19 protein-coding genes are annotated in these 23,913 nt (G+C 68.1%); 16 read left to right on the plus strand and 3 right to left on the minus strand.

The features are described 5' to 3' along the window. The first annotated feature begins 146 nt into the window (after positions 1-146). The 5 genes from HEP73_RS19230 to HEP73_RS19250 all read left to right on the plus strand — a co-directional run bounded on the left by HEP73_RS19230 (position 147) and on the right by HEP73_RS19250 (position 5,847). A complete protein-coding gene (locus HEP73_RS19230) occupies positions 147-995 on the plus strand; it encodes an MBL fold metallo-hydrolase (protein ID WP_185821164.1) in 849 nt (282 codons plus the stop codon). Further along, positions 988-2,169: an ATP-grasp domain-containing protein gene (locus HEP73_RS19235; RefSeq protein ID WP_185821165.1), complete on the plus strand. Its 1,182-nt coding sequence runs from the start codon at positions 988-990 to the stop codon at positions 2,167-2,169. Before HEP73_RS19230 ends, HEP73_RS19235 begins: the two co-directional genes overlap by 8 nt. Next, positions 2,166-3,275 carry a hypothetical protein gene (locus HEP73_RS19240; RefSeq protein ID WP_185821166.1) on the plus strand — a complete coding sequence of 370 codons (1,110 nt, stop codon included), beginning with the start codon at positions 2,166-2,168 and terminating at the stop codon, positions 3,273-3,275. Before HEP73_RS19235 ends, HEP73_RS19240 begins: the two co-directional genes overlap by 4 nt. 381 nt (positions 3,276-3,656) lie before the next feature. Then, a complete protein-coding gene (locus HEP73_RS19245; RefSeq protein ID WP_255423556.1) occupies positions 3,657-4,769 on the plus strand; it encodes a GGDEF domain-containing protein in 1,113 nt (370 codons plus the stop codon). A 64-nt stretch (positions 4,770-4,833) separates the two neighbouring features. Next, a complete protein-coding gene (locus HEP73_RS19250) occupies positions 4,834-5,847 on the plus strand; it encodes a Rieske 2Fe-2S domain-containing protein (protein ID WP_185821168.1) in 1,014 nt (337 codons plus the stop codon). Here HEP73_RS19250 and HEP73_RS19255 read toward each other — a convergent pair. Beyond that, the gene (locus tag HEP73_RS19255) at positions 5,837-8,884 is read right to left on the minus strand and encodes a bifunctional diguanylate cyclase/phosphodiesterase (protein ID WP_255423557.1); all 3,048 of its coding nucleotides are present in this window, start codon (positions 8,882-8,884) and stop codon (positions 5,837-5,839) included. The genes HEP73_RS19250 and HEP73_RS19255 overlap by 11 nt on opposite strands. A gap of 470 nt (positions 8,885-9,354) precedes the next feature. On the opposite strand from HEP73_RS19255, the gene HEP73_RS19260 reads away from it, so the two are divergent. The 9 genes from HEP73_RS19260 (at position 9,355) to HEP73_RS19300 (ending at position 18,312) form a co-directional block, all read left to right on the plus strand. After that, positions 9,355-11,169, plus strand: a complete 1,815-nt coding sequence (locus tag HEP73_RS19260) for a DUF6077 domain-containing protein (RefSeq protein ID WP_255423558.1) — start codon at positions 9,355-9,357, stop codon at positions 11,167-11,169. After that, entirely contained in the window at positions 11,166-11,861 is a 696-nt protein-coding gene (locus HEP73_RS19265) for a WbqC family protein (protein WP_185821169.1), read from the plus strand. Before HEP73_RS19260 ends, HEP73_RS19265 begins: the two co-directional genes overlap by 4 nt. Then, complete coding sequence (locus HEP73_RS19270; RefSeq protein WP_185821170.1) at positions 11,858-12,787, plus strand: glycosyltransferase family 2 protein; 930 nt, start codon at positions 11,858-11,860, stop codon at positions 12,785-12,787. Before HEP73_RS19265 ends, HEP73_RS19270 begins: the two co-directional genes overlap by 4 nt. Next, positions 12,768-13,403, plus strand: a complete 636-nt coding sequence (locus HEP73_RS19275) for a class I SAM-dependent methyltransferase (RefSeq protein WP_185821171.1) — start codon at positions 12,768-12,770, stop codon at positions 13,401-13,403. The genes HEP73_RS19270 and HEP73_RS19275 overlap by 20 nt, the downstream gene beginning before the upstream one ends. Continuing rightward, a complete protein-coding gene (locus HEP73_RS19280) occupies positions 13,400-14,068 on the plus strand; it encodes an acetyltransferase (RefSeq protein ID WP_185821172.1) in 669 nt (222 codons plus the stop codon). The genes HEP73_RS19275 and HEP73_RS19280 overlap by 4 nt, the downstream gene beginning before the upstream one ends. A gap of 85 nt (positions 14,069-14,153) precedes the next feature. Then, positions 14,154-14,531, plus strand: a complete 378-nt coding sequence (locus HEP73_RS19285) for an EamA family transporter (protein WP_185821173.1) — start codon at positions 14,154-14,156, stop codon at positions 14,529-14,531. Beyond that, positions 14,524-16,131, plus strand: coding sequence for a hypothetical protein (locus HEP73_RS19290; protein ID WP_255423559.1), 1,608 nt, complete (start codon positions 14,524-14,526; stop codon positions 16,129-16,131). The genes HEP73_RS19285 and HEP73_RS19290 overlap by 8 nt, the downstream gene beginning before the upstream one ends. Then, positions 16,113-17,333 carry a dTDP-4-amino-4,6-dideoxygalactose transaminase gene (gene rffA, locus HEP73_RS19295; protein WP_345776842.1) on the plus strand — a complete coding sequence of 407 codons (1,221 nt, stop codon included), beginning with the start codon at positions 16,113-16,115 and terminating at the stop codon, positions 17,331-17,333. The genes HEP73_RS19290 and rffA overlap by 19 nt, the downstream gene beginning before the upstream one ends. A 58-nt stretch (positions 17,334-17,391) precedes the next feature. Continuing rightward, entirely contained in the window at positions 17,392-18,312 is a 921-nt protein-coding gene (locus tag HEP73_RS19300) for a glycoside hydrolase family protein (RefSeq protein WP_185821175.1), read from the plus strand. 31 nt (positions 18,313-18,343) lie between these two features. Here the strand turns inward: HEP73_RS19300 and HEP73_RS19305 are convergent, their stop codons facing one another. Continuing rightward, complete coding sequence (locus HEP73_RS19305) at positions 18,344-19,264, minus strand: oxygenase MpaB family protein (RefSeq protein ID WP_185821176.1); 921 nt, start codon at positions 19,262-19,264, stop codon at positions 18,344-18,346. A 224-nt stretch (positions 19,265-19,488) separates the two neighbouring features. Here HEP73_RS19305 and HEP73_RS19310 point away from each other — a divergent pair, with 224 nt between their 5' ends. Both HEP73_RS19310 and HEP73_RS19315 read left to right on the plus strand, forming a co-directional pair. Next, positions 19,489-20,106, plus strand: coding sequence for a hypothetical protein (locus HEP73_RS19310; RefSeq protein ID WP_185821177.1), 618 nt, complete (start codon positions 19,489-19,491; stop codon positions 20,104-20,106). A 470-nt stretch (positions 20,107-20,576) separates the two neighbouring features. Then, on the plus strand, positions 20,577-22,670 hold the full coding sequence (locus tag HEP73_RS19315) for a TonB-dependent receptor (RefSeq protein ID WP_185821178.1): 2,094 nt from the start codon (positions 20,577-20,579) through the stop codon (positions 22,668-22,670). 807 nt (positions 22,671-23,477) lie between these two features. Here HEP73_RS19315 and HEP73_RS19320 read toward each other — a convergent pair. Continuing rightward, positions 23,478-23,882 (minus strand): hypothetical protein, encoded by a 405-nt coding sequence (locus HEP73_RS19320; protein WP_185821179.1) that lies wholly within the window; start codon positions 23,880-23,882, stop codon positions 23,478-23,480. Positions 23,883-23,913 lie beyond the last annotated feature (31 nt).

Consider the following 23,913-nt stretch of genomic DNA (forward strand, 5'->3'; position numbering starts at 1 on the left):
CGGCAAGCTCCTGGCCAGCCCCCGGCCTACGCAGGCGCATGCGCTCTTACACGTGTGGGAGGGACTTCAGTCCCGACACGACTCGCCAGCCAAAGCGCTGCCGCCGAAACATCGCCCACGCATCGCGCGGCCGGACGCGAACGCACATGAGCGCACCGACGCTGCGCTGGCGGCTGTACGAAGCCGGGCACTGCACCCATCCCGAACGCGCCACGCGCCGCGGCGCAACGCTGACGCCGTGCCAGTTCCCGGCGCTGGCGGCGCTGCTGCAGCACCCGGTGCACGGCAACCTGCTGTTCGACACCGGCTACTCGCAGCACTTCCTCGATGCCACCGCGCGGTTCCCCGAGCGCCTGTACCGCGTGCTGACGCCGGTGCACCTGGCGCCGGGCCAGTCGTTGCGCGAACAACTGGCCCACGACGGCATCGACGCGGCGGCGATCGACTGGATCGTGCTGTCGCATTTCCATGGCGACCACGTCGGTGGCGTGGCCGATTTCGCGCAGGCGCGCATCGCCTGCGCGCAGCAGGCCTGGGACGATCTGCAACGGCGCGGGCGGCTGGCAGCGCTGCGCGAAGGCTTCCTGCCGGCGCTGCTGCATGGTGCGCGCGCGCGCATGCACTGGTTCGAGGCATTGCCGGCATGCGCGGCGCCCGCGGCGCTGCGCGGTTTCGGCACGCTGCGCGACCTGTTCGGCGACGGCAGCGTGCTGCTGGTGCCGCTGCCCGGGCATGCACCCGGCCACTACGGGCTGTGGTTCGGAGACGCGCACGGGCCGGTGTTCCTGGTCGCCGATGCGGCCTGGTCCAGCGCCGCGATCGCCGACGGCACGCCGCCGCCGGCGCTGGTCACCCACCTGCTCGGCGAGCACCGCGTCTACCGCGACACCTTGGCGCGGCTGCATGCGCTGCGTCTGGCCGAACCGGCGCTGCGCATGGTGCCCTCGCATTGCCGGCAATGGCGTCCGACCGCGCACGAGGACGTCGGTGCCTAGCGCGCCGGCGGTGCTGATCACCGGCGCACGTGCGCCGGTGGCGCTGGACCTGGCACGCCGTTTCGCCGCGCAGGGCTGGCGCGTGCACCTGGCCGACAGCGTGGCCTGCCGCATCTCCGGCTGGTCGCGCGCGGCCAGCGCCAGCCATCGCATCGCCTCGGCACGCTACGCCCCAGCCGCCTACATCGCCGACCTCAACGCGCTGGTCGCGCGCCAGCGCATCGCGCTGCTGCTGCCGACCTGCGAGGAAGTGTTCTACCTGGCCCGCTACCGGCAGGCGCTGCCGGCGCAACTGGACGTGCTGGTGGATGGCTTCGACACGCTGCGTGCGCTGCACAGCAAATGGCAGTTCCTGCATCTCGCCCGCACGCTGGATGCCGACGTGGACGTGCCGGACAGCGTGCAGGTGCGCAGCCTGGCGCAGGCGCGCGAATGGGCCGGTAGCGCGCCACTGGTGCTGAAGCCGGAATACTCGCGTTTCGGCGTGCACGTGCGCGTGCATCCGCATGGCCTGCCTGCAGACGCGCCGCCATTGTCGGAACAAGGCACATGGGTCGCGCAACGCTATTGCGCCGGCGAAGAACGCTGCTCGTATGCGGTGGCCCGCGACGGCGTGCTGCTGGCGCATGCGGTGTACCGCCCGCGCTACCGGCTGCAGCGCAGCTCCAGCTATTACTTCGACGCCGCGCCGGCGCCGCAGATCGAGCGCTTCACCGCGCAACTGGTGCGCTCGCTGCGCTTCAGCGGACAACTCTCCTTCGATTGGGTCGTCTCGGCGCAAGGCCGCTACAGCGTGATCGAATGCAATCCGCGTGCGACCAGCGGCCTGCACCTGTTCGCCGCATCCGACCCGCTGGTCGCCGCACTGGACGGCAGCCATCGCGACCCGGCCGCCGTCGTGCGCCCGGCACCGACACGCGCGGCGATGCTCGGCCCGCTGATGCTCGGCGTCGCACTGCCGGCGGCGCTGCGTCATGGCCGACTCCGGCAATGGCGCGAGGACTACGCCCGCGCCGACGATGTGCTCGCGCCGCGCGGCGACCGGCGTCCGCTGGCCGGCGCGCTGCGCGACCTGGGCAGCCATGCGCGGCTGGCGCTGGCCCAGCGCTGCACCATGCGCGAGGCGTCCACCCGCGATACCGAATGGGACGGCGAGGCCCTGCCGCCGCCATGAACGGCGCCGCCGAGGCCGGTACCGACTACGCCGTGCAGGCGCAGCGTTTCGCGGAACTGCATGCCGGCCGCGATGCGCAAAGCGTGGCCGGCAACCTGTACGCGCGCATCGACATGCTGCAGGCCGGCACGCTGTCGATGCCGGTCACGGTGAGCGAGGAGTGGGCGGGCAACGCCTGGGTGTGCTCGCCGCGCACCACCTATGCCGACTACGCCGCCGAGGAAGCCGCGCGCCTGTTGCCGCCGGCATTGGCCGCCCCGCTGCGCGGGTTGTGCGGCGGCATCGGCGCCTGGCTGGACTGGGCACGGATCGACCGCGCGGTCACCCTCAACAACTGGCTGCTGTCCACCAATCTGTATCCGCCACTTCCGCCCGAGGGGCTGGGCGGCCTGCTGGACGCCGCGCGTGCGCGCTGGCCGGACCACGCGCTGTGGTTTCGCTCGCTCAACCGGGTGGACACACCGCAGTGGCTGGACGCGCTGCAGGCGCAGGGCTTCACCCTGATCGGCAGCCGCCAGGTGTATCTGTACGACGACTGGCCGGCGCTGCTGCAGCACCGCGACCTGGCCCGTGACCTCAAGCTGACCGCGCGCACCGACCTGCAGCGCTGCGGCAACGACGCGATCGGCGAGGCCGACTACCCGCGCATCGCCGCGCTGTACGCGCAGTTGTACCTGGACAAGTATTCGCGCTGCAATCCGGCCTACCATGCCGACTTCCTGCGCGCCTGGCACCGCGCCGGGCTGCTGCGCTTCGATGGCTTTCGCGGCGAGGACGGCGAACTGGTCTGCATCACCGGCCTGTTCGGCGTGGGGCAGACGCTGACCGCGCCGATCGTCGGCTACGACCTGCGGCAGCCGCAGCGGCTGGCGCTGTACCGCACGCTCACCGCCTGCGGCTTCGAACATGCGCTGCGCCACGGCCGCCGGCTCAACCAGAGCGCCGGCGCGGCCAGCTTCAAGCGCCAACGCGGCGGCACCCCGGTGATCGAGTACAGCGCGGTGGACGCACGCCACCTGCCGCTGCGGCGGCGTCAGCCGATCGCCGCGCTCGGCGCGCTGACCGAACGCATCGGCGTGCCGCTGATGCGCCGCTATCGGCTGTGAACGACCGGCCTGCCTTTTCCACCATGGTGGCGGCGGCAAGGGACTAAAGGCCGCGCACCCGCCGCCGATACCGCGTCAAGCCAAGCTCCAGCGCCAGGAATCCGGATGGACCGCCCCCCTTCCTATCGACCTATGCCGCGCCTGCAAAACCAATTCGGCGGCCGCGCGAACGTCACGGTGTCCCGCAAGGTATCTGGAAACGTTTGCAACGCGAAAACCGCTGCAAACGGGCGGCTCGCATATTCTCGCGGCCTTATACTGGGCGGCATCTGAAAATCGTTTGCGGCGTGGATCGGGGGACCTGTGGAATGGATCGCACACCTGGCTCACGCTGGCACCTTGCTGATCGTCAACGCGTTGCTGGCGGCGGTCTCCGCGGCGATGTTCCTCGCCCTGCATTTGACCGCAGGGAAAGCCAGGAACACCCGGGGCTTGCTGCTTCTTAGCCTGAGCTACGGCACATTCGCCGCAGGCTTCGGCACCCTGCTGCTGCCGCGCGCATCGCCAGGGCACCCCGACGCGATGGGGTTGATCGGCAATCTGACCATCGATATCGCCACGGTATTGACCCTGTTCGCGGTGAACGCGTATCTGCGGCGGCCGCTGCTCCAGTTGTGGATCCTGATTCCGGTGGCGGCGATCGGCGCCGCGGAGATCTATTGCCTGCGCGGCGACGGCGACAATCTCAGGGTCATGGTGATCTGCGGCTGCACGCTGCGCGGCCTGCTGACGGTGGCCACGGGCGCGGCCCTGTGGCGCCATGCGGACGAAAGGATTCGAACCGCGGCGCGCTTCACCGCCCTCTTCCACCTCCTGTGGGCGCTGATGCTGCTGTTGCGCATCGCCTGGTGGTCGACCCATCCGTCCGCGGACGCGTCCTACGACCCGACCACGGCCTTCGGCCTGCTCTCGCGCATGGTGTTGACCGCCATCATCACGCCCGGATTCCTGTGGATGCTGACCCGCGAGATGCATGCGGAACTGGAACGCCACGCGTCCCAGGACGCCCTCACCGGCGTCGCCAACCGCCGGATCATGTGGGAAAAGGGCGAGTCGGCCACGCAGGAGGCGCGCGGCAGGAACGCGCCGATCGCGGTGCTGATGATCGACGTCGACAATTTCAAGTCGATCAACGACCGCCTCGGCCATGCGACCGGCGATCAGGTCCTGGTCGCCATCGCCGACACGCTGACGCGGCATATCCGCAGCCCGGACATGCTCGCCCGCGTCGGCGGCGAGGAGTTCATGGTGCTGATTCCGCAGGGCGAGGAATCGGTGGTGCGCGACATCGCCGAACGCCTGCGGCGCGTGGTCGAACGCCAGGAAATCGCACCTGCGGCCAGCGCCGCGCTGGTCTGCACGGTCAGCATCGGCTATTGCATCTCGGCGCAGGCGCAGATCGAGTGGCAGAAGCTGGTCGTCATCGCCGACCAGGCGCTGTACGCGGCCAAGCGCGGCGGACGCAACCGGGTGACCGGGACGGTCGTCGCGTAGTGCGTCGCCCGCGTTCGAGCGTGCATCCAGACATCGGCCCACCGCGCATGCGACGCTAGCGGCCATGAACGACTGGCATCCCTCGCTGTACCGACACTGGTTCGCCGTGGCCCGGGCCGACGCGCTGCGGCAGCGGCCGTTGGCGGTGACGGTCATGGACCGGCATGCGGCGATCGCACGCTGCGCCGACGGCAGTCTGCTCGCGCTGGAAGACCGTTGCCCGCACCGGCACGCGCCGCTGTCGGCCGGCTGCGCCAGCGGCGAAAGCCTCGCTTGTCCGTACCACGGCTGGCGCTTCGACCGCGACGGCGCGCTGCGCGAGATTCCCGGCATGCCGCCCGGACAGGCGCTGCCGGCGGTGCGGGTGCGCGCCTTCGCCGCGCGCGAACACGACGGCCTGATCTGGCTGCGCCCGGATCCCGACGGCGATGCGCACCCGGCGCAGCTGGTGCAGGACTTGCAACCGTCGGCGCGGCGCTTCCTGTGGCGCACGCGCTGGGAGGCGCACGTGGTCGATGCGCTGGAGAACTTCCTCGATCCGCTGCACACCCACCTGCTGCATCCGGGGCTGGTGCGCCGCGGCGGTGCGCGCAGCGCGATGCGTGCCAGCCTGCAGACTACGGACGAAGGCTTCCATGTCGACTATGCCGGCGCCGCCGCGCAGAGCGGCTGGCTGTACCGGTTGTTCGAATCGCCGCGCACGCTGGAGCGCGCGCATTTCGCCGCGCCCGGCACCGCGCAGATCGAATACCGCTATGCCCGTGGCGGCCGTGTGCGCATCAGCCTGCATTTCACCCCGGTCGGCATGCGCAGCACCGAGGTGTTCGCCAGCCTGCACGTGGACGGGCGCTGGGCGCCGGCATGGGCGGTGCGCTGGCTGGTGTGGCCGCTGCTGCGCAAGGTCGGCGAGCAGGACCGGCGCATGCTCGCGTTGCAGTCGCATAACCTGCAGCGCTTTCCCGGCGTGCGCGGCGCCTCGACCGCGCTGGACCTGGTCCGCGAACCGTTGCGCCGCTACTGGGACGGCGAGCCGCTCCCGGCACCGGGTGCGCCGCACTGCATCGACCTCATGCTGTGACCGCGTCCTGCGCGTCCTGCGCGTCGCGCGTGCCGAGCGCGGCGAGCACCTGCGCCAGCGGCGCCGGCCGGCCCAGCAGATAGCCCTGCACCTGGTCGCAGCCGTGCGCGCGCAGCCACTGCAACTGCGCGTCGTTCTCCACGCCTTCGGCGACCACCTGCAGGCCCAGGCTGCGGCCCAGCGTCAGCAAGGCGTCGCAGATCGAGGCGTTGCGCGCATCGCGATGCACGTCGGCGACGAAGCTGCGATCGATCTTCAGCGTGTCCAGCGGCAGGTCGCGCAGGTAGGCCATGCTGGAAAAGCCGGTGCCGACATCGTCCAGCGCCACGCCCACGCCCAGCGCGCGCAGCTGCCGCAGCACGTCCAATGCCTGCTGTGGTTGCCGCATCAGGCTGCTCTCGGTCAGTTCCAGGTGCAGGCCGTCGGCAGCCAGGCCGGCCGCGGCGCAGGCCTGCACCAGGTCCGCGACCAGGTCGCCGTCGAAGAACTGCAGCGCCGATACGTTCACCGCCACCGGCAGGTCGGCCCAGCCGTGCAGCGCCAGCTGGCGGCGCGCCTGCGCGGCGGCCTGCATCACCCAGCGGCCGAGCGGCAGGATCAACCCGGTGTCCTCGCACAGCTGGATGAACTGGTCGGGGGCGATGAAGCTGCCGTCGTCCTGCGGCCAGCGGATCAGCGCCTCGAGCAGCCGCGGCGCACCGGTATCGGCGCGCAGGATCGGCTGGAAATGCAGTTCGAACTCCTGCCGCGCGATCGCCTGATGGATGCGCCCGGCCAGGCGCAGGCGCTCGCCGATACGTGTGGACATGCTGCGCTCGAAGCGGGCGACGCTGCGTCCGTCGGCCTGCGCCGCATGCGCGGCCTGCGCGGCGCTGCCGATGGCGTCCTCGGCGCCCGCGGCGTCGTCCGGACACAGCGCCACGCCGATGTGCGCCTGCAGTTGCTGGGTGAAGGCGCCGCCCTGCACCGGCGTGGACATCGCCTCGAGCAGGGCCTGCAGCGCCTGCGGCAGCTGCTGCGGATCCAGTACCGCCAGCACGAAATCCTGCGACGGCTGATGCGCGGTCAGGCCGAAGCGTTCGCCCAGCCCGCGCAGCCGCGCCGCCACCGCGCAGCGCACCGCATCGCCGGCGGCGCGGCCCAGGGTGTCGCCGATCAGCGCCAGCCCGCGCACCTGCACGTACGCCACCGCATAGCCCGTCTGCCCACGCGCATCCAGCGCCTCGGCCAGCGCGCGCGGATCGAGCAGCCCGGTGGTGACGTCGTGGCTGGCGCGGAACGCCAGTTCGCGCTCGTGGGCGACGCGCTCGCTGACGTCCTCGGCCAGGATCAGGCGCGCCGGCACGCCGCCGAAGTCGACGTCCGCGCTGTGTACCCGCACCGACAGCAGGCTGCCGTCCTTGCGCCGGTGGGTCCACACGCTGGGCGCATCGAAGCCGTCGCGCGGCTTGCGTACGTCCGCCAGCAACCGTTCGGCCTCGCTGGGCGGGCGCAGTTCGAGCAGAGTCATGCCCAGGAATTCGTCGCGGCTGTAGCCGTACTGGCGGATCGCGGCCTGGTTCACTTCCAGGAAACGCAGGCTGTCCACCGCGAACAGCCAGAACGGCAGCGGGTTGCGCTCGAACACCAGGCGGAACTGACGCTCGGCGTCGAACAGCCGCGCCTGCGCCTCGAGCCGCTCGCTGACGTCCTGCACCGCACCGGTCATGCACAGCCCGTCGCGGCCCTGCACCCGCGCGCCGCGCGCGGCCAGCCAGCGCAGGCCGCCATCGGGCGAATGCATGCGGTACACCACGTTGTATTCGCCGTTGCCGTGCAGCGCCTCGTCGTACTGCTGCTGGACCCGCGCGCGATCGTCGTCGTGCACCAGGGCCAGGAACGCGCTCAGGGGCATGCGCAGCTGCGGCGCCCCGAACAGGGTACTGGTCTGTTCGACCAGCAGCAGGTGGCGCCGGTCGGCCTCGACCCGCCAGGTGCCGATGCCGCCCATCGCGTGCGCCAGGCGCAGGTCCTCGTCGCCGCGGCGCAGGCGCTCCAGCAACTGCCGCTGGCGGTCCTCGGCACGGCGCAGGCTGCCCAGCAGGAAAGCGAACCCGAGCAGATACAGCAGATACACCAGCGCCGCAGCGTCGGCGAACCACCACCACGGCGCCAGCGCTTCGCGCACCGCCAGCCCGGACACCGCCAGCAACGGATAGTCGCGCCCGCCGCTGACCGCCAGCATGCGTGGCTGCTGATCGAACACGCTGCGGTGCATGCCTAGCGCACTGCCCTGCGGCAGCCCCCGCACCAGGCCCAACGGCAGCAGCACGCGGGTGCCGGTGGCGCCGGCAGCGGGGCTGCTGGCCGCAAGCAGCAGGCCATGCGTATCGGTCAGCGCGACCACGCCGTCGCGGCCGGCATCGACCCCGCCGACGATGCGCTGCAATGCCGCGACCCGCCAGCTCGCCACCACCCAGTCGCCTGACGCCAGCGGCAACGCGAGGCGCACCACCGCTTCGCCATCGGCCAGGCGTTGATAAGGGCCGACGAACACCTGATCGCCATTGCGGCGCGAGCCCAGCGCCCATCCGCGCACGTTCGGATCGCCCTCTCCACCGTAGCGGCGTCGGCCCTGCGCATCCAGCAACGCAATGCCATGCAGTTCCGGATGACGCAGCAGCACGCCGTGCAGCGATTCCTCGATCAATGCCGGCGCGCGTGCCGGCGCGTCGGCCAGCAGCGCCTGCGCGCCCATGCCTTCGCCGCGCAGCGTCTGGCTTAGGTTGTCCAGCTCCAGCTGCAGCAGACGGTCGGCGCCCGTCGCCAGCGCCAGGCTCTGCCGCTGCGCGGCGGCCAGGCGGTTGGCGCGGTCCTGCACCAGCACATAGGCCAGCCCGCACGCCAGCAGCAGCGCCAAGCCCAGGCCCCAGACCAGGATCGCGCGCAACGGCGCACGCAACGCGCGCCGCAGGCGCTGCCTGAAGCGGACGTCGTAGAGCTTGTCGGCGGTGGAGAAACGGCGCTGCATGTGTTCTGGATAGAGCGGCTCAACCATGCCGATCTTGAATCGCTCCAGCATCCGGATCGGTACTTGCTAACCGACCGGAGGATCGGTGCGGTCCGGATATTGCGGCCATCCCGATGCGTCGACACAGGCGCACAGGAGGTGCGGCGATGCCGTCGCCATGTATGAACAATACAGCCCGTCGGCACGGCCCCCGCGCTCCTGTCAATGAGGCGCAATCAGGAGTTGGCGCATGTCGTGTCCTGTCACGCGTCAGTGGCGATATCGGCCGCATGCACCTGCTGGTCCGCTTTCCGCGTAGCGTTCCGCTCCCGGCTCCGCCAAGACCCAAAAAAGGCCGTGCATGACGGTAAAATGCGCAGGGAGGGTGCGGGGCCAGCAAGCGGCCCATTCGGCGGACGTAGTTGGCACAAGCGAGCGCATGACCTCCACGCCCCCCAATCTTTGGACTCCAAGCCGCAGTGGCAAGCCTTCAGCGCAACCGCCTCCCCTCCACTTTCGTGAACGAGAGTCACGAAGTCCTTGCAGCATGTCTCGGCGCCTTTGCGATCTTCCTGGCCGCGTCGGCAGCATCGCTGATGCTCGCCCAACAGCTCTCGCTGCGCTTTTCCGTCGCCGCTTGCATCATCGGCGGCCTGGCCGCGGCGACGCTATCGGTCACGGCTGTGCGGGTGATCGGCCGCTGTCGGCGCCTGCACCAGCCTGGCCAGCGCCTGCACCTGGTCGGCGCGCTGGCGCTTGCGCTGGCCGGGGGCTGGCTGGCGATGTCGATCAACCGCCCCGATATCGACGATTCCATCTATGTCCCGAAGGCGGTGTACTACATCGAGCATCCGGACGCCCCGGTCGATACCGGCGTGAACTGGCTGGCCGGTCTCGAGCGGACTCCCCAATCCGGCGTTTTCCCCTACTACGAACTCACCCAGGCAGCGCTTTCCTGGCTCAGCGGCCGTCCGTATCTGGACGTGTACCATGTGCTGTTCCCGGGAATCGTCGGGTTTTTGATGTGCGCCGCGGCGATCGTGCTCATCGGCCTGTTCGAAACGCGCCCCCGGACGATCCTGATCTGCGGCGCCTTCTACCTGTTGCTGTTGCTCGCGCTTGGGGAAACGCATCGTGCCTACGGCAATCTGAGCATCGCCCGCGCCTTCCATGGCAAGTACATGTTCCTGTCCGTGGGCGTTCCTGCGTGGATCTACTTCTCGCTGCGCCATCTGCGCCAGCCACAGTGGAGCACGTGGCTGATCCTCACCGCGCTGGGCATCGGCATGGCCGCCGCCACGCCAACGGCGATGGTGTTTCTTCCGTTCCTGGCGCTGACCCTGGCCCTGGCGTTCCATGTACAGGCGTCCGGATCCTTCGTCTCGATCGCGGCGCTGCTGCCGGCGCTGCGCTACGGCGCCTCGCTGGTGCCGGTGGTGCTGATGGCGATCGTGTTTCGCTTCTACGCAGTCGACAACATCGCCGCAGGCAGCCAGATCAACGCGGGCTTCCCGAAATCGTTCGCCGACCAGCTGCGCCTGATCGTGAATCCGGACTACCCGCTGACCCCGGTGCTGTTCGTGGCGTCACTGGCGCTGGTACTCGCGTTCTCCCCGTATCGACGCTTTTTCGCCGTCTGGGTGATGACGCTGTGCGTCCTGCTGCTGAATCCATGGGTGTCGCACTTCGTCATGCTCCACCTGACCACCGAGAACATCTATTGGCGGATGTTCTACCTGCTTCCGTTTCCGCTGCTCGCGGCGCTGGCGCTGGCGCCGCTGGCGAATGCCGGCCGCACCGGCCCGATCTGGGCGGGGCTGTGTCTGGCCGCCGCCGGCCTCTTGGCGACGATCGGGCCGACCTCGGTGCTGCGGCACGACAACGGTGCGACACTCGCCCTGCCAGGCTACAAGATAGGTGCGAACGACAGAGCCTCCGCACAGCAGTTCATTCGCGGCGCCGCACCAGGCTCGGTGTTCGCCCCGGTCCCGCTCGCCAGCAACATCCTGCTGCTGTCGTCGCACTTTCCGCAGTACTTCATGCGCGAAGACTATCTCGGCCTGATGATGGCCAGCGTCCCGGCGCATATTTCCTTCCAGCAGAGACTGGACGCCGCCTTCTATCTCTACAGCAATGGCGCCACGCCGGAAGCGGAGAATGCCTTCCGTGCCATGATCGCCGCGGCGGATGGGCCGCAGCATGTACTGGTTCCTGCCAACGCCGACAGATACGCCGCTATCGCCTCGCAGCTCGCCGCCGCAGGCTATCGTCGCGCATTCGCCGTGGCAGGCGGGTATGCGGTATTCAGCCATCCACCAAGGCACCAGCAGTGACCAAGAAAGTTGCCATCCTGCAATCCAACTACATCCCGTGGAAGGGCTATTTCGACCTGATCGCCGCGGTCGACGAGTTCGTGCTGTACGACGACATGCAGTACACCCGGCGCGACTGGCGCAACCGCAACCAGATCAAGACCCCGCAAGGCGCGCAATGGCTGACGGTGCCGGTCCTGACCAAGGGCAAGTACCATCAACGCATCGCCGATACCGAGTTGGATGGGAGCGAATGGGCGGAACTGCACTGGCGCGCGCTTGCGCAGAACTATCGCCGCGCCCCGCACTTCGACGAGATCGCTGCCTGGCTGCAACCACTTTACCTGGAACCGCATACCCGCCTGTCGCAGATGAACCGGCGTTTCCTGGAAGCGATATGCGGCTATCTGAAGATCGACACCGTCATCAGCAGTTCCGCTGACCATGCGCTCCTGGACGCGAAGACCGAACGCCTGGCCGACCTGTGCGCGAAGGTGGGCGGCACGACGTACATTTCCGGCCCCGCGGCGAAGGACTACATCGACGAAGACGTCTTCCGGCAATACGGCATCGAACTGGTCTGGTTCGACTATGCCGGCTATCCAGAATACCCGCAGCTATGGGGCGACTTCGTGCACGGCGTGAGCATCCTCGACCTGCTCTTCAATTGCGGCCCCGACGCTCACAGATACATGAGGTACGTGCATCCATGAAGCTGTCGATCGTCTCCACGCTCTATCAGTCGGCGCCGTACATCGCCGACTTCCATCGGCGCGCCAGCCTCGCGGCGCAAAGGCTGGTCGCGGACGACTACGAGATCATCCTGGTCAACGATGGCTCCCCGGACCACAGCCTCGAACTGGCGATCGCCTTGAGCGAAGCCGATCCGCACGTGGTCGTCGTGGATCTGTCGCGCAATTTCGGCCACCACAAAGCCATGATGACCGGCTTGGCGCATGCCGCCGGCGAACTGGTGTTCCTGATCGACAGCGACCTGGAGGAAGAACCCGAGTGGCTGGCCGCGTTCGCCGACGACCTGCATCGGCACGATGCCGATGTCGTCTACGGGACGCAGCAGCAGCGCAAGGGCAACGCATTCGAGCGCTTGAGCGGGCAGTGGTTCTATCGCGCGTTCAAGCTGCTGACCGGCATGGCGCTGCCGGAAAACGTGGTCACCGCACGCCTGATGCGCCGGCGCTACGTGCAGGCACTGGTGGCGCATCGCGAGCGCGAAGTGTTCATGGCCGGGCTATGGCACATCACCGGCTTCCGGCAACGCCCGTGGGCGGTCACCAAGCACAGCACTAGCCAGACCACGTATACGCTGCGCCGCAAGCTCTCGCTGCTGGTGAACTCGGTCACCTCGTTCAGCAACACCCCGCTGGTCGGCATCTTCTACGTCGGCGTAGCGATCTCCCTGATGGCGCTGATCTATAGCGCCTACCTGCTGGTGCAATGGGCGTTTCTGGCACGGCCGCTCAGCGGCTGGACCTCGGTGATGGCATCGATCTGGCTGCTCGGTGGCATGATCATCTCCTTCATCGGCGTCATCGGCATCTACCTGTCGAAGATCTTCTCCGAAACCAAACAGCGCCCCTATACGATCGTGAGACAGATCCATGCACAACGACACGACTGAGCTGCTCGCCGACGTCGCCGGCTACTACAGCGACAAGTTGGCCCAGCATGGGCAGACGGCGCGCGGCGTCGACTGGAACGGCGAGGACAGCCAGACGCTGCGATTCGCCCAGCTGTGCACGCTGGCCGGCAGCGACGGCGCATTCTCGGTGAACGACCTGGGCTGCGGCTACGCTGCGCTCTACGACTACCTGCGCGAACGCCACGCCGGCGTGGACTACGCCGGCTTCGACGTCTCCGCCGACATGGCCGCCGCTGCAGCCAAGCGGCACGAGGCCGACCCCAACGCCAGATTCGTCGTTGCCGCGGAACCGGACCGCGTTGCCGATTACGGCATGGCCAGCGGCATTTTCAACGTGCGGCTCGGCCACGACCCGGCGCGCTGGCAGTCCTACGTGGAAGCCACGCTGGATGTACTCGACCGCACCAGCCGCGCCGGCTTCGCGTTCAATTGCCTGACCAGCTATTCCGATCCTGAGCGCATGCGCGAGCACCTCTACTACGCCGATCCCTGTCGCTACTTCGATCTGTGCAAGCGGCGCTACTCGCGCAACGTCGCGCTCCTGCACGATTACGGACTGTACGAATTCACGATCCTGGTGAGGAAAACGCCGTGAGCAAGAAACCCCTGGTCATCTTCGGCGCCGGCGACATCGCACAGCTGGCGCACTATTATTTCAGCACCGACTCGGACTACGAGGTGGTGGCCTTCACGATCGACGCCGATTACATCACCGACAGCCATTTTTGCGGATTGCCGGTAGTGGCGTTCGATCTGCTTGCCGCGTCCTATCCGCCCGAACGCAACGAGATCTTCATCGCGCTGAGCTACTCCAAGCTCAATGCGATACGCAAGGAGAAGTATCTGGCGGCCAAGGCGGCCGGCTATCGGCTTGCCAGCTATATCAGCTCGCACGCCACCGTGCTCAACGACGGCCGCATCGGCGACAACTGCTTTTTGCTGGAGGACAACACCATCCAGCCATTCGTGCAGATCGGCGACAACGTCACGCTGTGGAGCGGCAACCATATCGGCCATCACTCGACGATCCACAGCCACTGCTTCCTCGCCTCGCACATCGTCGTGTCGGGCGGGGTGGAGATCGGCGAGCAATGCTTCATCGGGGTGAACGCCACGCTGCGCGACCACATCCACATTGGCGCCAGGACCGTGGTCGGCGCCGGCGCCCTGCTGCTGGGCGACGCCGAACCGGAAGGCCTCTATATCGGCACCGCCACGGAACGATCCCCGGTACCCAGCACGCGCCTGAGGAAGATATGACCTCCATGCGCGCAGCCAACGCGACATGCCGCGCCGCCGGCCTAGCCGAGTGCTGGCCGAGTCCCACCCTGCTGGAGCGCCACTGATGCCGCCACGGCCGTTGGACTATCTGTACATCGCCGCCACGATCGCCTTTACCGTGTACGGCCAATTGATCCTGAAATGGCGGATCGCCAAGCTGGGGCCCCTGCCGGCCGACGCGTTCGACAAACTCAAGTTCCTGGTGTCGTTGCTGTTCGACCCGGCGATCTTTTCCGGATTCGCCGCAGCGTTCCTGGCTTCGCTGGCATGGATGGCGGCGATGACCCGGTTCGAACTCAGCCATGCCTACCCTTTCATGAGTCTGAATTTCGTCATCGTGCTGTTGCTGAGCGGCTGGCTGTTGAGCGAACCGCTGACGCTGCAACGCGCGGCTGGCGTTGCGCTGATCGTGGCCGGGACCGTGGTTGCCGCTCGTGGCTGAGCCGCTCGCGCAGGCTCCCTCTTCCGAGTGGCGTCAGTGGCTGGGGGCGCTGCTGATGGTCCTGCTGCCCGTGCTGGCGCTATGTACGCTCTATTCGCCGCGCTGGGAAACCAACGACGACGTCGGCATGGCGATGCTGGCGCATGGTTATGGCATGTCGGCTGTCGGCTCGCCCAACCTGGTGTTCTCCAATGTCGTCTGGGGTTACATCGTGCGCCTGGTGCCCACGCTGGGCGGCATCGATGGCTATACGCTTGCGACATTCGCGGCGCTCGTGCTGGTCGGGACCACCCTGCTGCACTGCCTCAGGCGCCTGGGCAATGGCTGGATGGTGGCGGGCTGCGTTCTGTTTCTGGTGTTGCTGCGCCCAGTGCTGCTCCCGCAGTTCACCGTCAACGCTGGGCTGCTGGCGGTCGCTGCCGTGGCTTGCCTGCGCCTGTATGCCCATGCGCGGCGCGTTCCGGCGCTGTGGCTGGGCACCACGCTGTTGTTCCTGAGCTGCATGGTGCGCAGTCACGAATGCCTGCTGGTGGTGCTGATCGCGCTGCCACTGCTGCCTTGGCGCGCATTGACGCAAGGCCATGCGCCGCGCTGGGCCGCTGCGGCGCTGTGCGTGGCGTTGCTGGCCGCCGCGCTACTGGATCGGCATGCCTACGCCACGCCAGCATGGAAGGATTTCAACGACCTGAATCTGGTGCGGGCCGCGTTCACCGATTTCGGCGCCGGCGACTACCTCAACAAACGCCCCGACATCCTGGCGCGCCACGGCTATACGACGAACGACATCGAGCTGCTGAGCCGCTGGTTCTTCGCCGACCCGCGCATTGCCGATCCGGCCGCATTGAAAGCCATGTTGGCCGAAGCCGGAACGATGCCGCTGCGCGAAAACGGGTTGGCCACCGGTTGGCAAGGTATCCGCGCACTTTGGCACCCGAACCTGCTGCCCTTGCTGATTGCCGCGCTGTTGCTTGGCGTGCTGTTGCCTAATCGCAAGGTCGCCACTGCCTGGCTGCTTTGCGCTTTGGCCGTCTTCGTGATGGGCATGCTGGGCAGGCCGGGCGTCCTGCGCGTCTATGTGCCACTGATCGCCTTGCTGACCGTGGCGCCACTGCTCCTGGGCAACGCAGGCCGCACCGGCAGGCGCCCTGCGATCCTGGCTGTCGTGACGCTTGCGGCCTTGGCCAATGCGTGGCTCTCCGCCGCCGCATGGCAGACCGCGCAGCGCGCGGACGAGCAGGCGCGCAGCGACCTGGCATCCCTTCCGCACGGATCGATCGTGGTGTGGGGCGCCACCTTCCCCTACGAGGCCGTGTACCGGCCATTCACGCGTGCCGCCGAGCACGACAGGTACCGGCTGTACGCCCTGGGCGCCTTTACCCTGGTGCCGAACTCCGTCGCCAGGCACGAAGATCAGGCTGGACGCGGATTCGTCGGCCTACTGCAGCGGAACGAGGGAGTGACGATCCTCGCCAACGAGCAACGCCTGCAGTGGTTGGACCTGTATTGCAGGCAGCGCCTCCAAGGCGCGCCAGCGCAACTGCAGGCGTGGCATGCCGGCGCACTGCTGGCCAGCCGCCACCGATGCACGGCGGCGCGGTGACGGCCCACGGCTGCGCCGCTTCGCTTCGACCAGACCACTCCTTCAAGACCGCGGACACGTATCAAATGAGCAACGATTCCATCCCCTTCAACTGGCCGCATATGACCGGGAAGGAGCTGTACTACATCGCCGAGTCGCATTTCAACGGCCGCCTTGCCGGCGACGGTCCGTTTACGCGGCGTTGCCACGACTGGCTGCAGCGGCACACCGGCGCACGCGCGCTGCTGACCCACTCCTGCACCGCGGCGCTGGAAATGGCCGCCTTGCTGCTGGACATCCAGCCCGGCGACGAGATCATCATGCCGTCGTACACCTTCGTGTCCACCGCCAATGCCTTCGTCCTGCGTGGCGGCGTTCCGGTGTTCGTCGATATCCGCGAAGACACGCTGAACCTCGATGAGCGCCTGATCGAAGCCGCCATCACCTCGCGCACCCGCGCCATCGTGCCGGTGCACTACGCGGGCGTGGCCTGTGACATGGACGCCATCCTCGACATCGCCGCGCGCCATGGCCTGAAAGTGATCGAAGATGCCGCGCAGGGAGTGATGGCCAGCTACAAGGGACGCCCACTGGGCGCGATCGGCGACATCGGCGCCTACAGCTTCCATGAGACCAAGAACGTGATCAGCGGAGAAGGCGGCGCCCTGCTGATGCGCGACGCCGCGTTGGCGCAGCGCGCGGAGGTCATCCGCGAGAAAGGCACCGACCGCAGCCGCTACTTCCGTGGCGAAGTGGACAAATACACCTGGCAGGACGTCGGCTCCTCTTTCCTGCCGGGGGAGCTGACTGCCGCCTTCCTGTGGGCGCAACTGGAAGAGGCCGACCGCATTACCCAGGATCGGCTGCAAAGTTGGTCCCGCTATCACGCCGCGCTGGAAACGCTGGAACGCAGCGGCACCATCCGCCGCCCGATCGTCCCCGACAATTGCCAGCACAACGCGCACATGTATTACGTCCTGCTGCATCCGCAGGCCGATCGGCAGCGCGTGCTGGAAACGCTGCGCGCCGCCGGGATCGGCTCGGTCTTCCACTACGTGCCCCTGCACGACTCGCCGGCCGGCAAGCGCTATGGCCGAGCAGCGGGCGAACTACCGATCACGCAGCGGCAGTCCAGGCGCCTGCTGCGCCTGCCGCTTTGGACGGGGCTGAGCGCAGCGCAGCAGGACCGGGTGGTAGACGTCTTCACCCGCGCGCTCGGCTGAGCCGCTGCGCGCACGCGCCGACGCGCGGCCGGAGCCGCGCCTGACAACGGGAATCCACATGGCCGCGCACTGGAAGAAACTGGGACTGGTATTCAACGCGAACGGCCAGGCGCCTTGGCTGCATGCCTATGCCGCCGTACCGATTGCCGAGCGCCTCGGCGACAGCGATCTGTACCGGATCTATTTCAGCAGCCGCGACGCGGCGAACCGTAGCTTCACCTCCTGGGTCGTCGTCGATATCCGCCATCCGCAGCGCATCCTCGATGCCGCCACCGCGCCGGTGCTGCAACCTGGGGGCCTGGGCGAATTCGACGACAGCGGGGCGATGGCGACCTGGCTGGCGACGCATCGCGGCCGGCGCTACCTGTACTACATCGGCTGGAACCTGGGCGTGACGGTGCCCTTCCGCAATTCGATCGGCCTGGCAACGTCAGCTGGAGCCGAACAGCCGTTCGCGCGCCACTTGCCCGGGCCGATCGTCGACCGCTCGGCCACCGAGCCGCATTTTTGCGCGAGCTGCTGCGTGATCCCGGGCGACGATCTTTGGCGCATGTGGTATCTGTCGTGTACCGGCTGGGAACTGCACGACGGAAAGCCAAGGCACCGCTATCACCTCAAGTACGCCGAGTCCGACGACGGCATCGCCTGGCGCCGCAACGGCGAGATCGCGATCGATTACGCCGATGCCGACGAATACGCCATCTCCCGTCCCTGCGTGATCCGCGATCCCGACCGCTGGCGCATGTGGTACTCGTATCGCGGCGCCACCTACCGCATCGGCTACGCCGAATCCGCCGACGGCCGACGCTGGCAGCGACTGGACCATCTGGCGGGGATCGCACCGTCCTCCACCGGCTGGGATTCGCAGATGATCGAGTATCCCGTCGTGTTCGATCACGACGGCGAGCGCTACATGCTCTACAACGGCAACGACTATGGTCGCAGCGGATTCGGACTTGCGGTCCTGGAACGCGCTTAGGCCAGACACGCATCCGCGGCGAACGTTTCGCTCACTCCGGCCACTGCACCAACTGCTGCGAGGCGATGCCGACGCGGCGGCAGGCGCGCTGCGCGATGCCGTCGTTGAGCGCAATGCGGAACAGCGGCGCCAGCCCATGCAGCACCCGCGACGAGGCCGCGGCCTGCGCACGTTGCAGGCGCCCGTGCCCGAGCATCGCGCTCGCCCACGGCGGCAGCAGCGCCGCGCCGGCGCCGAGGAACAGCTCGCGCGACAGGCCCGCCGCCGGCACCGGCAGGCGCAGCCCGGCCAGCACCGCGAGCACCTCGCGCGATCGCGCATCCATCAACAGCTGTGGGCGCACCTGGGCGAAGTACTCCAGCACCTCGCGCTCGCTGGCCGGCACCGCCTGCGCGCCCAGCGCCTCGGCCACGCGCCGGCCCTCGGCGTAGTAGCGATCGGCGATGGCGACCGGCACCGCGCGGCAGTAGCGGCGATAGCCCTGCAGGAAGCCGTAGGCCTCGGTGACGTGGACCCAGGTCAGCAGCGCCGGATCGTCGGCGGCATAGGTGCGACCGTCGGGCGTGTGGCCGCGGATGTGCCCATGGATGCTGCGCACGCGCGCGATCAGGCGCTGCGCTTCGGCCACCGGCGCATAGCTGGTGGCGGCGACGAACTGGGTGGTGCGGCGCAGGCGCCCGACCAGATCCTCGCGGAAGTTGGAATGGTCGTAGACGCCGGCCAGCGCCAGCGGATGCAGGGTCTGCAGCAGCAGCGCGCACAGGCCGCCGGCGAGCATGCCGGGGAATTCGGCATGGATGCGCCAGGTGACGCTGTCGGGGCCGAACAGGCCGATATCGCCGAGCGGCTGGTCGTAGTCGATCCCGCCCTGGCCGCGCGGGAACACGTCCAGCACCCAGTTGCGGATCCGGGCGGCGGCGGGAGCGGTGAGGGTACGCAGCATGGCAGTCATCGCCGCATGGTAGCGGGCGGCGATGCATGCGCCGTGCAAACCAATGCACGCATGTTTGGCGACTGCACCCAGGGTTCCAGCTCGCAACAGCGCGTATAGGCATCGCCGCGTGCCGCCTTCATGTGCGCCTGCAACATGCCAATCCCGGCCATTGTGCTAGAAAGAAGCTGCTTCAAGATCACCGAGACACCGCCGTCCGCCACCGCATCTGCAGGGAGCCTGTCATGATCGCTTTGTTCAAGGGGTTGGGGTTGTTGCTGGAGGACAACGCGCTGCACCAGCGCTCGTTCCCGGAACAGGTCGCGCATTGGCAGCACAAGAGCGAGGCGCAGCTGCGCTCGGAAGTGGATCTGCTGGCCAAGGCCAAGCAGCAGTGGCTGGTGGTTTCGATCATCGGCTGGCAGGCGATCTCGCTGATCATCCTCGGCGTGATCACCAACCAGCTGTGGCAGCACGACTATCACCTGACCTTCTCGCGCATCGTCATCGTGGTCACGTCGTGGGTCTCGATCCTGTTCGTGATCTGGTTCATCGCCAACATGTTCGACCGCACCGCCGGTTTCGAGCGCTGGCTCACCGCCTTCAACAGCCGCGAACCGTTGTCGGCCGACGCGGATACGGTGGAGTGCGTCGCCGACGCGCTGAACATGGCACGCAAGTATCCGGAGATCCTCGAATACAAGCGCGAGGTGGTGGCCAACCGCGAACTGCGCCACGAGGACATCCGCATCATGCGCGAGATGGGCCGCATCCGCCTGCATGCCGAACTGGTCGCCGCGCTGATCCAGTTCGAGGGCGTGCCGCCTGGCGGCCAGAACGGCGTGCTCCGCGTCGCCGGCTGAGTTGGTGGCGCGTGGCGCGCGCCTGAATACAGCACGCGCTTTGCATCGACATCTACATCGGCGACAGGCGCGACAGTGCCTGCCGCCGTAGTGGCCACCGCCGCGCCCTGACGTCGTCAGCACAATTCACCGCCGCATCCCACCGCGACGCACGCAGCGCCGACATCGGCGTTGCAGTGCCTCAGCGCTGGCGTCATCCGCGCTGGAGCGCAGTCGCTTTCCTAGCGACAGTTCGGCGTTGCCTATCGACAGCGGCGCCCTGGATGCGTGCCGCTGTCGCAAGTGCCGACGCGGACTTATCGAGGGCCGCCACTGCGGCAAACGCCCTGGCTTGCCCGATCGCCTGCGTACCCCGGCCGCAGCTTGACTGTGCCCGGGGAGTACCCGCCGCCGCCGACCGGGTCTTCGCAATCGCCACATCGCGAAATATAATCATTCTCGATTAGCCCCTTCCCCACCCCACGGCCTCGATGAAACTGCACCCCCTCCCGCTCGCCTGCCTGCTCGGCATGGCGGCTTCCCCGGCTACGCGCGCGGCCGATACCGCCGATACCGCGCAAGCCACCGCACTGCCGACGGTGCAGGTCCGCGCCGAGGCGGCCGACAGCGGCTTCCGCAGCACCAAGCCCGCGCAGTCCGACAAGTCGGATACGCCGCTGGCGCAGACGCCGTTCTCGATCACCGTGGTGCCGCGCGCGCTGCTGGACAGCCAGCAGGCGCAGACCCTGGCCGATGCCTTGCACAACGTCTCCGGCGTGGTCGCCAACACCTATGGCCGGCGCGGCTGGGACGACCTGATCATCCGCGGCCAGACCGCGTCCGACTCGCTGTTCGTCGACGGCCTGCGCACCGCCTCCAACAACCGCGTCGCCGAGCAGCTGTTCGGCATGCAGCAAGTGGAAGTGCTGAAGGGCCCGGCCTCGCTGCTGTACGGCCAGGTGCTGCCGGGCGGGCTGGTCAACCTGGTCAGCAAGCGGCCCGAACCGGCGCCGCTGCGCCGCGCCGAACTGGGCATCGGCAGCGACGGCCTGCGCGAGGGCAGCTTCGACCTCAACCAGCCGCTGTCGGCCAACGGCAAGGTCGCGCTGCGGCTCAATGGCCTGGCGATGAATTCCGACGATCCCACCGACCACGTGTATTTCCGCAGCCGCTGGATCGCCCCGTCGCTGTCGCTGGACCTGGGCGAACGCACCGACTTCGTGCTCCTCACCAGTTACCAGGAACGCGACTACATCCGCCAGCAGGGCCTGCCCTGGGAAGGCAGCGCCGAGGCCAATCCGAACGGCAAGATCGATCGCTCGCTGTTCACCGGCGAACCTACCCAGCCGCCGTACCACAGCCACCAGAGCCGCATCGGCTACGTGCTGGAGCATCGCTTCGACAACGGCTGGACCCTGCACCACGCGGCGCGCTGGCAGGCATTCGGGTTGGACGGCTTCATCATCGCCAACAACGGCCTGGCCGCCGACCTGCGCACGCTGCGCCGTACCGCCACCGACCAGCACTACGACGGACGCACCTGGGTACAGGACACCTACCTGCAGCGCGGCTTCGCCACCGGCGCCTGGCAGCACACGCTGACCGCCGGCGTGGACGCGTTCAAGACCTGGGAATGGAACGTGCAGTCCACCTGCCGGGTCGGCACCCTGAACGTGTACGCGCCGGTCTATGGCGGCGCGGTCACCTGCCCGGCCACGCCCAGCCGCGACAACCTCAGCGTGGTCACCTCCGGCGGCCTGTACCTGCGCGACCGCATCCAGTTCACGCCCGACTGGCAGCTGCTGCTGGGCATGCGCCACGACCGCAGCCGCAACCTCAGCGAGGACCACCTCACCGGCACCAACACGCGCAACGACGCCAGCGCCACCACCGGCTCGGCCGCGCTGATGTTCGATGCCGGCGGCGGGCTGCATCCTTATGCCAGCGTCGCCACCTCGTTCTATCCCAACGTCGGCACCGACGCGCAGGGCGCGCAGTTCGATCCCGAGCGCGGCCGCCAGATGGAGCTGGGACTGAAGATGGAACTGGACGCGGGCACCAGTCTGAGCATGGCGCTGTACGACCTGCGCCGGCGCAACGTGCTGCAGACCGATCCGGTCAACGACGGCTACAGCATCGCGGTCGGCGAGCAGCGCAGCCGCGGCGTGGAACTCAATGCCGCCGCCGACCTGGGCAGCGGCGTCAGCCTGTTCGCCGGCTACGCCTACACCGACGCGGTGGTCACCGATGACGGAGAACAAAGCGCCACCACCGTCGGCGACCGTCTGTACAACGTGCCCAAGCACAGCGGCTCGCTGTGGCTGCAGTACGCGCCGCACGGCGTGGACGACGGCTGGACGTTCAGCGGCGGCGCACGCGCCGAAGGCGAGAAGATCGCCTATGGCCATCGCATTCCCGGCTATGCGGTGTTCGACGCAGGCCTCGCCTACCGCCAAGGCCATTGGCGTTACGCCTTGAACCTGAAGAACGCGTTCGACCGCGACTACTTCGCCGGCGGCCTGCAGCGCGCAGTGGCACTGGGCGACCCGCGCACGCTGCTGTTCTCGGTGGGCGTGGATTACTGAGCTACCGAGCGCGTGTTGCTCTTGGCAGGAAGTGCAGCCGTCCCGGCGGCGTGTCGCGGCTGAAGCCGCTCCTACAGTGGACCCGGCGAGTTGATTGCAAGTTCCCTGTAGAAGCGGCTTCAGCCGCGACGAACGAAGCCATCCAGCTATCCGGCTTCGGAAACAGTCGGGACTGAAGTCCCTCCCACAGTGCACCCAGCCGGCTGGCCGCAAGCCCCTTGTGGGAGCGACTTCAGTCGCGACGAGCGGAGCTGTCCGGTTGCCGGGGCTTCAGAAGCGATCGCGACAGATGGACCGAGGAAAGGTCCGGGTATCGCAGCGACTTAGGCAACCTGTCGCGGCTGAAGCCGCTCCTACAGTGCACCCGGCGAGTCGGCAGCAAGCTCCTGTAGGAGCGGCTTCAGCCGCGACGAGCGAAGGCAATCTGTTATCCGGCTTCGGAAACAGTCAGGACTGAAGTCCCTCCCACAGTGCACCCAGCCGGCTGGCCGCAAGCCCCTTGTGGGAGCGACCTCAGTCGCGACGAGCGGAGCTGTCCGGTTGCCGGGCTTCAGAAGCGATCGCGACAGATGGACCGAGGAAGGGGCCGGGTATCGCAGCGGCTTCCTTCGGCGACCTGTCGCGGCTGAAGCCGCTCCTACAGTTCATCTGGCGAGTCGGTAACGAGCCCCCTGTAGGAGCGGCTTCAGCCGCGACGAACGAAGCCATCCAGCTATCCGGCCTCGGAAACAGTCGGAACTGATGCGCGGACTCTGATCGGCGACGGTATCGGTAACTAGGTCCCAATCCCTCGACGCCAATCGCCCCTCAGCCCTGCGCGCACGGCTGCGGCGCAGCCGATATCTCGGGCGCGACGCATTGGCCGAAGTCGCGCGGCAGGCCGCCGATCTCGCGGCGCTGGCCGACCTGCAGGTCGAACTCCTGCAGCATGCGCGGTTCGCACGCCGCCGCCGCTGCATTGCCGGCGACCGCGGCCGACGCCGCGCAGGCGGCATAGACCTGGTAGTGGCAGCGCCCGCTGCGGCTGTCCATGCAGCGGAACGTGGCCAGTCCGCCGCGGTAGCTGGTACGGCTGAAGATCACCGCGGACCCGCGCTCGCTGCTATGCACCACCGTCTCGCGGTGGGCGTCGGTGGACAGGTCGAAGGTGGCGTGGCCCTGGCATCCGACGATGCCGAGCAGGCACGACCACAGCGCGGAGAGCAGACGCATGGCGAATTCCTTGTTCCAGTGCGGAGATGCG

The organism is Xanthomonas sp. GW (assembly GCF_014236815.1).
Lineage (GTDB): Bacteria > Pseudomonadota > Gammaproteobacteria > Xanthomonadales > Xanthomonadaceae > Xanthomonas_A.